The organism is Streptococcus sp. k-378, from assembly GCF_013277505.1.
Classification (GTDB): domain Bacteria; phylum Bacillota; class Bacilli; order Lactobacillales; family Streptococcaceae; genus Streptococcus; species Streptococcus pseudopneumoniae.
In genome coordinates this window covers 1-10,741 of record NZ_VMNC01000089.1, presented here as the reverse complement: position 1 = coordinate 10,741, position 10,741 = coordinate 1, and the positions used below count along the sequence as shown (strand labels likewise).

Annotated in this window: 12 protein-coding genes; 3 read left to right on the top strand and 9 right to left on the bottom strand. The window is 38.9% G+C overall.

The genetic code is table 11. The features are described 5' to 3' along the window. The first annotated feature begins 486 nt into the window (after positions 1-486). A complete protein-coding gene (gene xerS / locus HT719_RS08905; protein ID WP_023941207.1) occupies positions 487-1,557 on the top strand; it encodes a tyrosine recombinase XerS in 1,071 nt (356 codons plus the stop codon). A gap of 214 nt (positions 1,558-1,771) precedes the next feature. Here the strand turns inward: xerS and pdrM are convergent, their stop codons facing one another. From pdrM to dhaK, 9 genes are all read right to left on the bottom strand, one after another. After that, positions 1,772-3,124 (bottom strand): sodium-coupled multidrug efflux MATE transporter PdrM, encoded by a 1,353-nt coding sequence (gene pdrM / locus HT719_RS08900; protein WP_031222889.1) that lies wholly within the window; start codon positions 3,122-3,124, stop codon positions 1,772-1,774. Between the two features lie 10 nt (positions 3,125-3,134). Continuing rightward, positions 3,135-3,395: a hypothetical protein gene (locus HT719_RS08895; protein WP_001105920.1), complete on the bottom strand. Its 261-nt coding sequence runs from the start codon at positions 3,393-3,395 to the stop codon at positions 3,135-3,137. A gap of 13 nt (positions 3,396-3,408) precedes the next feature. Continuing rightward, entirely contained in the window at positions 3,409-4,677 is a 1,269-nt protein-coding gene (locus HT719_RS08890; RefSeq protein ID WP_172928926.1) for a dihydroorotase, read from the bottom strand. 12 nt (positions 4,678-4,689) lie between these two features. Then, entirely contained in the window at positions 4,690-5,154 is a 465-nt protein-coding gene (locus HT719_RS08885) for an 8-oxo-dGTP diphosphatase (protein ID WP_001135768.1), read from the bottom strand. A 9-nt stretch (positions 5,155-5,163) separates the two neighbouring features. Then, positions 5,164-5,817, bottom strand: a complete 654-nt coding sequence (locus HT719_RS08880) for a uracil-DNA glycosylase (protein WP_101514555.1) — start codon at positions 5,815-5,817, stop codon at positions 5,164-5,166. 61 nt (positions 5,818-5,878) lie between these two features. After that, positions 5,879-6,571 (bottom strand): YjjG family noncanonical pyrimidine nucleotidase, encoded by a 693-nt coding sequence (locus tag HT719_RS08875; RefSeq protein WP_000120613.1) that lies wholly within the window; start codon positions 6,569-6,571, stop codon positions 5,879-5,881. A 445-nt stretch (positions 6,572-7,016) separates the two neighbouring features. Next, positions 7,017-7,391: a dihydroxyacetone kinase phosphoryl donor subunit DhaM gene (gene dhaM, locus HT719_RS08870; RefSeq protein ID WP_023939072.1), complete on the bottom strand. Its 375-nt coding sequence runs from the start codon at positions 7,389-7,391 to the stop codon at positions 7,017-7,019. Further along, positions 7,391-7,966 (bottom strand): dihydroxyacetone kinase subunit DhaL, encoded by a 576-nt coding sequence (gene dhaL / locus HT719_RS08865; RefSeq protein WP_000990804.1) that lies wholly within the window; start codon positions 7,964-7,966, stop codon positions 7,391-7,393. The genes dhaM and dhaL overlap by 1 nt, the downstream gene beginning before the upstream one ends. A gap of 21 nt (positions 7,967-7,987) precedes the next feature. Then, complete coding sequence (gene dhaK, locus HT719_RS08860) at positions 7,988-8,977, bottom strand: dihydroxyacetone kinase subunit DhaK (RefSeq protein ID WP_119947484.1); 990 nt, start codon at positions 8,975-8,977, stop codon at positions 7,988-7,990. A 153-nt stretch (positions 8,978-9,130) separates the two neighbouring features. Here dhaK and dhaS point away from each other — a divergent pair, with 153 nt between their 5' ends. Continuing rightward, complete coding sequence (gene dhaS / locus HT719_RS08855) at positions 9,131-9,661, top strand: dihydroxyacetone kinase transcriptional activator DhaS (RefSeq protein ID WP_172928924.1); 531 nt, start codon at positions 9,131-9,133, stop codon at positions 9,659-9,661. Continuing rightward, the gene (dhaQ, locus tag HT719_RS08850; RefSeq protein ID WP_172928922.1) at positions 9,658-10,647 is read left to right on the top strand and encodes a DhaKLM operon coactivator DhaQ; all 990 of its coding nucleotides are present in this window, start codon (positions 9,658-9,660) and stop codon (positions 10,645-10,647) included. Before dhaS ends, dhaQ begins: the two co-directional genes overlap by 4 nt. The last annotated feature ends 94 nt before the right edge of the window (positions 10,648-10,741 follow it).

Below are 10,741 nucleotides of genomic sequence, written 5' to 3'. Positions count from 1 at the left end.
ACGGGTGGTTATGACTTTTTACAGATAAGGAATTTTACATACAAATAATTGAACTTTGGTAAAATAAGACTATAATTAAGTTAGAAATGATAAAGCATAAAGCTAGAAAGGAGTTTACTGTATCAAATCTGTACAGTAAGATTAAAATCATGAAAAAGAAAACAATAGCAATTATACAATGTATTTTGTATCTCATAGCTCCTTATATAGCTCTTCAGTTGTGTAGTATTAACAGAAGTTTAATGGGTGAGTTCTTTATGATTTTCTTTATTCTGTTGACTATTTCATTCTGGTTTAGTATTTGGAAACTAGAAAAAGCACTAGCTAATGATTCTCAATAGAAACTCCAAAGACTTAGATCTGTTTTACTCAGGTCTAAGTCTTCTTTAAAAAGCTCTATATCATCTTTCCGAAAAACTATAATTTTCTTGAAAAATATATAGGTCTATGCTATACTACTAGTAGACTTACTTATGGAGAAAATACATGAAACGTGAGATTTTATTGGAACGAATCGACAAACTAAAACAAATCATGCCTTGGTATGTTCTGGAATACTACCAATCTAAGCTTGCTGTCCCCTATAGTTTTACAACCTTGTACGAATACCTCAAGGAATACGATCGATTTTTCGGCTGGGTTTTGGAGTCTGGTATTTCAAACGCTGATAAAATGTCCGATATTCCTTTATCAGTTTTGGAAAATATGTCTAAGAAAGACATGGAATCTTTTATCCTTTATCTACGTGAACGTCCTTTGCTGAATGCTAATACAACCAAGCAAGGAGTTTCTCAGACAACCATTAATCGGACTTTGTCAGCACTTTCTAGTCTTTATAAGTATTTGACTGAGGAAGTTGAAAACGATCAGGGAGAGCCTTATTTTTATCGTAATGTAATGAAGAAAGTTTCAACCAAAAAAAAGAAAGAAACGCTTGCTGCCAGAGCTGAAAACATCAAGCAAAAACTCTTTTTAGGTGATGAAACAGAAGGTTTTCTAACTTATATTGACCAAGAGTACCCACAACAGCTTTCAAATCGAGCTCTCTCATCATTCAACAAAAATAAAGAACGAGATTTAGCCATTATTGCCCTTCTCTTGGCATCGGGTGTTCGCTTATCTGAAGCTGTTAATCTGGATTTAAGAGATCTCAATCTAAAAATGATGGTTATTGATGTCACTCGAAAAGGTGGCAAACGCGATTCGGTCAATGTTGCTGCCTTTGCTAAGCCTTATTTAGAGAATTATCTGGCCATTCGAAATCAACGCTATAAGACGGAAAAAACAGACACAGCCCTCTTTTTGACACTCTATAGAGGTGTTCCCAATCGTATTGACGCTTCCAGCGTTGAGAAAATGGTTGCTAAATACTCAGAGGACTTCAAAGTCCGTGTAACACCCCATAAACTGCGCCATACCCTAGCAACTAGGCTCTATGATGCTACTAAATCGCAAGTTTTGGTCAGTCACCAGCTAGGACATGCCAGTACACAAGTCACTGACCTCTATACCCATATCGTCAATGATGAACAAAAAAATGCCTTGGATAGTTTATAATTTTACGTAATATAACTTATGTAAAATATTTATCAAAAAAAGAAGCTGCTAAAAATAAGCAACTTCTTTTTCTTTATATCTGATCCCAGTAAAGTGGTGTGGAATATCAATTGTTTCTATATTTTTGAAGTTCTCATTTTCCTACTACTAATTTAACTATAGCAAAAATAATGCAGATAAGGATTGATATTTTTGCTTGTAGGAATTCTAAAAATCAAGCTTTTCTGGATTCAAATCTCTTCATAATCACAGTTAAACGCCAACGGTAGAGCGCTCCACTCACAACCAAACTAATAATCAAGCCAATCCAGTAAGAATAAGCTCCAAAATCTGTTAGGGAATCAAATAGCATAGCCACTGGGATTGCTACGCCCCAATAGCCAACCAAACCAAGGTAAAAAGGAATAACTGTATCCTTATAACCCCGTAAAATTCCCTGAAGCGGTGCCGCAAAGGTATCTGCTAACTGAAAGAAAAGACTATAAGTTAAAAAACGCGCTGTCAAATCGATAAATTTTGGGTCGTTACCATAAAGACTAGCCACATTTCCCCTAAAAATGTAAAGGAAAGATAAAGTGAATCCTGCAAAAATGAGGGCTGTCCATCTTCCTAGACAAATATAGGTTTTCGCATCATCAAATCGCTTGGCTCCCACTTCATAAGAAACGACAATAGCCATAGCCGATGAGATACTCATAGGAAAGGCGTACATGAGGCTTGAAAAGTTCATAGCTGACTGGTGACTAGCGATAATCAAGGACGAAAACTTAGCCATAATCAAACCAACCACGGAAAAGATAGCCACTTCCGCAAAGACAGTTCCCCCAATAGGAAGACCTAAGCGAACTCCTTCCTTGATTTTATCCATATTAAGTGGAATTCGTTTCTCAAGGTGTAAGGCTTTGAGCTTCTCCTGTTTAAATAAAACCAGAACAGAAATCCCCAGCAAGACCCAGTAAGCCAAAGAAGTTCCTAAACCAGCCCCAGCACCTCCCAGTTCTGGAACACCAAAGGCTCCGTAAATCAAGAGGTAGTTAAATCCACTATTGAGAGGAAGTAACAAAAGCATAAGATACATGGACAGTTTGGTCAAACCCAGCGAATCCAGCAAGGAACGAATGACACTAAAGAGTAACAAGGGGATAATTCCAATAGATAAAAACCAGAGATAGCGAACCGCTACTGCTGCCACTGGTACTTCTAGTCCGATATGATTTAAAACGGGTGGTGCCAGGAAAACTACCATCCCCAGCAAGACCACAGATAGACCCAAGGCCAGATAGATGAATTGGTAAAAATCAGATGCAACTTCTTCCTTTTTGCCACGACCAAGATGGTGACCAATGATGGGCACCAGGGCCGACACAATCCCTGTTAGGAAGGTAAAGAAAGGATTCCAGATACTGGTTGCCATAGATACACCAGCCAAGTCCATAGTATTGTATTGACCTGTCATTGCAGTGTCAACAAAAGAGGCAGAATAATTGGCAAATTGGTAGATCAGGATTGGGAAAAATATCTTTAAAAATAATACTAACTTCTCTCGTAAACACTTTGTCTTATACATACTTCTCTTTCTATTCTGATTTATCTAAACCAAAGAGTTTCAGACCATAGTTTTTCAAACTTAGCGGAGGGTTATTAGATTTTGAAGTAGTATGCCAACACGCACATGTACGACAATAATAGCTTCTAACTAAACCTCCATTATCATATTGAACCGCATGGTCAGCTTTTTCTTTAGTTTCATATTGAATTTTAGAACGATTAGATGCGGGACAGTAAATTCCGCTATTAGATTTTGCTTTTCTCTCCCTACGTTTTCGAAAATAATTCATATTCCAACTCCTATCAAGCTTGATAGACAATTTGTCCCTTACAGATGGTATATTTAACCTGCCCTTTTAAGGTTTCACCGATGAATGGTGAATTAGCTGCTTTGGAAGCAAAATGGGAGTCCACAAGGCGGTCAGCCTTAGCATCAAAAATAGTAATATCCGCTGGACCATTCTCAGCCAAGTAACCTGCTTCAAAGTTATAAAGTTTAGCTGGGTTGTAGGTCATTTTTTCAAGCAATTCCATCAAGGTCAATTCCCCAGCTTCTACCAAATAAGTTAAACCGAGGGAAAGAGATGTTTCCAAACCAGTCATACCAGATGGCGCTTTGGTAATATCCTCAATGTTTTTCTCATCTGCATGATGAGGCGCATGGTCAGTTGCGATAACTGTGATGACACCTGACTTGAGACCTTCAATCACGGCACGACGATCTGATTCCAAACGAAGTGGAGGATTCATCTTGGCATTACTTCCTTGTGTCAAAAGGAGTGCTTCGGTCTTAGAAAAATGCTGTGGCGCTACTTCTGCTGTGACTTCTGCACCTAACCCCTGAGCAAACTCCACTACTTTAACACTCTCTTCCTTCGACAAATGCTGGATGTGAACATGAGCCTTAGTTGCATAGGCAATCATGACATCACGCGCCATCATAGCATACTCAGCCACCCCAGTCGCACCGCAGATATGGAAATGTTCTTTAGCGATATTTTCATTAAAGCCAAGAATCCCATTCAAACCTGGATCTTCCTCATGAAGACTAATAAAGGTATTAAGCTTTTTAGCTTCTTCCATAGCTTCCTTGACAACTTTACTGCTTTCAAGCGGAATACCGTCGTCTGAGAAACCAACCGCACCAGCTGCTAAAAGTGCCTGAAAGTCTGTCAAATCTTGGCCATTAAAGTTTTTAGTAATGGTCGCAACCGTCTTAACATGAATCTTTTCTTTGGCAGCTGAATCCAGAACTTCTTTTAAAGTCTCTACATCCGAGATAGTTGGACTGGTATTAGCCATCATAACAACCGTTGTAAAACCACCTGCAGCGGCTGCTAGGGCACCAGTATGAATGTCTTCTTTATGAGTTTGACCAGGTTCACGGAAATGAACGTGAATGTCAACCAAGCCAGGAGCAACTACTAGACCACTAGCATCAATCGTTTCTGCTCCTTCTTCCGTGATCTCAGACGCAATTTTGACAATTTTCCCATCTTGAACTAAAACATCACACACTTGATCCAAACTAGACTTGGGATCCATTACACGACCATTTTTGATTAGTAGCATATGCTTTCTCCTTTATTCATAGAAATCAACTTGGGTATCCAACAATTTATCCCCATCATAAACAAACTTGGCTGAAAAGAAGGGTTTGTCCTCTAAAAGCCACTCAACAAAGGTATGGTCACCTTCCCAAGTCGGCTTGCTCAAAACCTCATCATAGGGAACCCATTCCAGCGTTCCCTCGTTGCAGTCAATCAAATCGCCCTCAAACTCTGTCACCTTAAAAACATAGGTGTACCAGTCTAAATCTGGCGTAAATTCAGGAAAAGTGATGACACCTTTTAGAACTGGCTTGGCTTTGAGCCCTGTTTCTTCGAGGATTTCACGCGCCGCGCACTCCTGAGGGGTCTCTCCTCGCTCTAGCTTACCACCCACACCAATCCATTTCCCTTCATGGACATCATTGGGTTTCTTATTACGGTGGAGCATGAGCAGTTCCTTCCCGTTATCAATGTAGCAAATTGTCGCTAACTGAGGCATATTCTCTCCTTATCTAAGCCAATCGATTGGCTCTTGTCCTGTCTCTTTTAAGAATGCATTGGCCTTGGAAAAAGGCTTGGAACCCCAAAATCCTCTATAAACCGACAAAGGACTGGGATGGGCTGATTCGATAATCAAGTGATGAGGATTGGTAACTAAGACCTTCTTTTTACGTGCATAAGCTCCCCAGAGTACAAAAACGACTGGTCTATCTAGATGATTGACCACCTGAATCACAGCATCCGTAAAAGGCTCCCATATCTGACCAGCATGACCATTGGCCTGTCCAGCAGGAACTGTCAAACAAGCATTAAGAAGCAAGACTCCTTGCTCAGCCCAAGCTGTCAAATCATGAGATTTCTTAACCCCGATATCATCTGACAATTCTTTCAAGATATTTTGCAAGGATGGCGGAGCTGGGATAGAGTCAGGTACAGAAAAACTCAAACCCTGCGCTTGACCTGGCCCGTGATAGGGGTCTTGCCCTAGAATCACCACCTTAACGTCTTCTAGGGGTGTGGTCAAGAGAGCCTGAAAAACCTTTTCCTTGGGTGGATAAACAGTCCCCTGACCATAGACCTGATTCATAAACTGATTGATTTTCCCAAAATAACCCTCAGGTAATTGCGCCTTAATCAAAGCATGCCAAGACGAGTGTTGCATAGCCGACTCCTTCATTTTTACTGCCTCTATTATAGCAAAAAGTGGCTATGGAAACCACTTTTTACAGTTTATCTAAACAATCCAGCAAATCTTGGAAGGAATAGACTTCGTAAGTAGGCTGGGCTTGTGTGTGATTTTCGAGGTGATGAGGATTGTACCAGATAGTGTCTATCCCAGCATTATTGCCGCCTTGAATGTCGGCGGTTAGGGAATCTCCAATCATCAGCGTCTTTTCTTTGCTAAAACCTGCAATCTGTTGACCAATTTTTTCATAAAAGAGAGCATCAGGCTTTTGTGTTTGCAACTGCTCAGAGATAAAGACTTGATTGAAATAAGGTGACAGACCAGACTGAGTCAAACGCCCTGTCTGGATAGCAGTAATGCCATTTGTCGCAGCATACAAGTCATAATCACGATCGATGAGACTGTCCAAAAGTTCATGAGCGCCTGAAATCGTTTGTCCCTGTTGGGCTAAGTAAAATTGGTAACGCTGGGCTAGAAAACTACCGTCTTTTTCCTGTCCAAAATGAGAAAATAAACGAGAAAAGCGCTTGTTAACCAGCTCTTGTTTACTGATTTTCTTCAGCTCCAAGTCTTTCCAGAGAGCCTTGTTCATAGGAACGTAATAATCTTTATAAGCCTGAATATCCGCAACTCCTTCTTCTTTTAGAAGTTGGGTCAAAGCCACATCCTCAGCAGCATCAAAATCAAGAAGAGTGTGGTCGAGGTCGAAGAGTAGAAATTTGTAGGACAATTTGAGGTTTTCCTTTCTGAAAATTCATTAAGAACATTATATCATAAAGCACCTCATACAATTAACTAATTTAATCACTTGAAAAAATTCGAACACTTTCTATACAACTAACAGCTCAAATCGTTCAGAATAGAACAATCCTAACTATCGAACACCCTAACTTCATAAATATCTATGCAATTCTAGACTTAGAATTCCTATAAACTAAATGTTTTCGTACTCTTCTAAGTAATTGATTGCCTTAAACTTTAATTTTTGAAGGATTCTAAAGCTAGAATAGTCTCATCACAATCAGTTTTGAATGATTCACAATTTAGAAACACTATAGGTTTACTCTTGTTAAAATAAAAAGGAACTGCCCAAAGCAATCCCTTTTTATTTACTTAAAATTTGATAGTTGAGATAATCAATAGCCCACCTATAAAAAGTGTTATAGTAAAATTCCTTATTTATTGATTTCAAGCTCAGACAACTGTGTTTGAATAACTGACAGTTCTGCACCAGCCTGAAGAAGAGCAGCTGCAGTATAGGCACCTTCTACAATTGGAACCCTATTGATGATGATACTTTTATCACTGAAATCAGCCACCATTTCTAAGTTCATTTTAGCAGAACCTAGGTCAAAAAAGGCTAATAAAGTATCTGCTGGATTTTCGGAAACAACCCTATCTACTTGATCAAAACTTGTTCCAATTCCTCCATCTTCAGTTCCTCCTACATAAGTAATTGGAACATCTTTAGCTACTTCACTAATCAGTTCAACAAGACCTTCTGCAATGTTTTTGGAATGTGAAACGATAACAAGACCAATACTTTCCATCAAACCACCCCAGTTTCTAAAAGAGCAGTAAAGAGTAATCCTGATGAGAATGATCCAGGATCAATATGTCCAAGAGAACGTTCTCCTACATAAGACGCCCTTCCTTTAGTTGCAAGTAAATCTTTGGTAGCATTCACTACCTTATCAATAACCTCTTGAGTCAATTGACCAGCAGACAAAGCAGCAATAACAGGAGTCCAAACATCAACCATTGTCTTTTCTCCAACTTCTGCTTTCCCACGTTTGACAATCATATCCAAACCGCTTTGTAAGATTTCCTCTATTTTCGAATTAGAGTCAGCCTTGGCCATGCCCATAAAAGCAGAGCCATACAAGGGACCAGAAGCACCGCCTACCTTACTCAGCAGTTGCATTGAGACAAGTTTAAACACATCACTGTTAGTTTCAAATTGCTTTCCTTCTAAGTTTTCCATAACTGCAGCCATGCCACGCGCCATATTTCCACCGTGGTCTCCATCTCCTATCGGAGTGTCTAACTCACTAAGGTAATCTTTCTGTTCTTGAATCTTTTCATTAAAAAGCTTCATCCATTCAAGAGCTTGTTCAGCATTCATGCGACATTTCCTCCTTGAATTTTACCAAGCTGGTGTAGTAACAGGTGCATTTAGAGCATCCAACCATTCATCATCTGCCAATCGAATCAATGTTAATGATAAGCCAGCCATATCGATTGATGTCATATAGTTTCCAATTTTCTTAAATGCCAACTCAACACCTTTTTCATGGAGCAATTTAGCCACATCATTTGCAAATACGTATTGCTCCATAAGAGGAGTGCTTCCTAAACCATTGATGAGAAGGCCATAGCGTTCACCAGCCTTAAGTTGGAAACCTTCAGATAGTTTTTCAACCAATTCTGAGGCCAATTGTGCTGAAGGTTGCATTTTCTCTTTTTTATATCCTGGCTCACCGTGAATACCAACTCCATATTCAAATTCATCATCTTCTAGAACAAATCCTGGTTTCCCAACTTCTGGAACAGTAGCGCCAGATAGAGCTAATCCAATTGTTTTAATTTCTAAGACAAGTTTGTCGGCCAAGTCCTTCATTTCAGATAATGATTTACCAGAACGAGCCGCATTACCCAAAATTTTATGAACTAAAATAGTACCTGCAACACCTCTACGGCCTTGGGTATAGAGACTATTTTCAACCGCAATATCATCATCGACTACAACACTTGCTACATCAATACCTTCCATTTCAGCAAGTTCTTGTGCAATTTCAAAGTTCATAATGTCACCAGAATAGTTCTTGATGACCATGAAAACTCCAGCACCTTCATCAGCCGCCTTAATGGCTTCTAAAATTTGGTCCGGAGTAGGTGAAGTGAAGACTGCTCCACAAATGGCAGCAGACAACATTCCATCTCCTACAAATCCAGCATGACTGGGTTCATGTCCTGAACCTCCACCTGAAATGAGTCCAACTTTTCCTGTCTTTTCTGCCTTTCTAACGATAACATCAAAACCATCTAAGCGTTGAACCAAGTCATCATGCATGAATGACAACCCCTGCAACATTTCATCAACAACTTGTGTCTGTTCATTTATAATTTTTTTCATGAGAAACTCCTTTCGGCATCTACCTTTGTTTTCGATTTCATTATATACTTTTTATTGCTGGATGATAAGGGACAGATTCTATTATTTGTCCCCTTTTAAACCCGTTTCAAACATTTTTTTGGTAAAATGAAGTAAGTAAAAGAAAGGCTTCCTATGGCATCATCACTCATTACAAAAAAACGGATTGCCAAGGCATTTAGAGACCTATTAGCTACTAGAGAATTTGATAAAATCTCCATTGTAGATATCATGGAATCAGCTGGCATTCGTAGACAGACCTTTTACAATCATTTTCTTGACAAATATGAACTGCTAGACTGGATATTTGAAACTGACTTAACCGAGTATATCACCAATAACTTGGACTTCATTTCAGGCCAAAAACTATTACAAGAATTATTTCTTTATTTCGAACAAGAGCGTGACTTTTATATTCAACTTTTTGATATTCAAGGGCAAAATAACTTCTATGACCAATTTATCAGCTACTGTCGCTTGCTTGTATCAAAAATTTTAAGAGAATATGGTCAGATTGATAGCGATTCATCTGCCTATACTTGTTTTTTGTTAGACTATCATTCACATGCTCTAGCAGAAATCGTGAAGGCTTACGTCAATAAAAAAAGTCCAGTTCCACAACCAGACTTTCTAATCATGACAATTATTGGAAAGAGACCACAATGACATTTATTTCAAATCATAAACAAAAAATTATTTCAAGTTACATTTCAGCAACTGTCAGCAGTCATCCTGAATTAGAAAAACACCCTACTTTACCACTAGTCTATCAAAAAAATCGCAATCCTCATCAGGTTCCAATATTGTCGGGTGGAGGTTCCGGTCACGAACCTGCGCATATTGGATATGTGGGAGAAGGCATGCTTACCGCTGCTATCTATGGCCAATTATTTACTCCTCCTACAAGAACTGAAATCTTAGAGTCCATTCGTTTTTTAAACAATGGTCACGGTGTCTTCATCATTGTAAAAAATTTCGAAGCAGACATCAAAGAATTTAGCTGGGCCATTAATACTGCTAGACAAGAAGGAATTAAGGTCGGCTATAGTCTAGCACACGACGATATTTCTATTGAACCTCACAATAGATTTCAAATTAGAGGAAGAGGGCTTGCAGGGACTATTTTACTTCATAAAGTTCTAGGATATGCAGCTCAAAATGGTGCCGACATCGAGCAACTAACTGATTTAGGTCATGAACTTGCTCCCGAAATCGCAACAATTGGCTTTGCAACGAAATCTGCTAGCCTCCCTCAAGCCACCCTTCCACTATTTAACTTGGAAGAAGGAAATATTTCCTATGGTATTGGGATACACGGTGAAGAAGGTTATCGTATTGTCCCATTTCAATCATCGGAAATCCTGGCAAATGAAATTATAAGCAAATTAAGATTGCACTATCATTGGAAAAAGGGTGATCAATTTATATTGCTTGTAAATAATCTAGGCACTACTAGCAACCTAGAAATGGGCATATTTATCAATGATATCCTTCAACTCTTAGAAATTGAAGGAGTCACTATTACCTTTATAAAATCAGGAACATTTATGACCAATCTGGATATGGCAGGTATATCCGTAACTCTTTGCCCTGTAAAAAATAAACAATGGTTAAAAGCGCTCAATGCTCCAACGACAGCTTTTGCATGGTAATTTGCTTGTATAACTCAAAAGGGCTACATCACTTGTTAGACCTTTGCTTTTATCTTATACTCAATGAAAATCAAGGAGCAAACTAGGAAACTAG

Coding starts and splice junctions, on each gene's coding strand:
- xerS (WP_023941207.1), top strand. CDS start 487: ATGAAACGTGAGATTTTATTGGAACGAATCGACAAACTAAAACAAATC.
- pdrM (WP_031222889.1), bottom strand. CDS start 3,124: ATGTATAAGACAAAGTGTTTACGAGAGAAGTTAGTATTATTTTTAAAG.
- HT719_RS08895 (WP_001105920.1), bottom strand. CDS start 3,395: ATGAATTATTTTCGAAAACGTAGGGAGAGAAAAGCAAAATCTAATAGC.
- HT719_RS08890 (WP_172928926.1), bottom strand. CDS start 4,677: ATGCTACTAATCAAAAATGGTCGTGTAATGGATCCCAAGTCTAGTTTG.
- HT719_RS08885 (WP_001135768.1), bottom strand. CDS start 5,154: ATGCCTCAGTTAGCGACAATTTGCTACATTGATAACGGGAAGGAACTG.
- HT719_RS08880 (WP_101514555.1), bottom strand. CDS start 5,817: ATGCAACACTCGTCTTGGCATGCTTTGATTAAGGCGCAATTACCTGAG.
- dhaM (WP_023939072.1), bottom strand. CDS start 7,391: ATGGAAAGTATTGGTCTTGTTATCGTTTCACATTCCAAAAACATTGCA.
- dhaL (WP_000990804.1), bottom strand. CDS start 7,966: ATGAATGCTGAACAAGCTCTTGAATGGATGAAGCTTTTTAATGAAAAG.
- dhaK (WP_119947484.1), bottom strand. CDS start 8,977: ATGAAAAAAATTATAAATGAACAGACACAAGTTGTTGATGAAATGTTG.
- dhaS (WP_172928924.1), top strand. CDS start 9,131: ATGGCATCATCACTCATTACAAAAAAACGGATTGCCAAGGCATTTAGA.
- dhaQ (WP_172928922.1), top strand. CDS start 9,658: ATGACATTTATTTCAAATCATAAACAAAAAATTATTTCAAGTTACATT.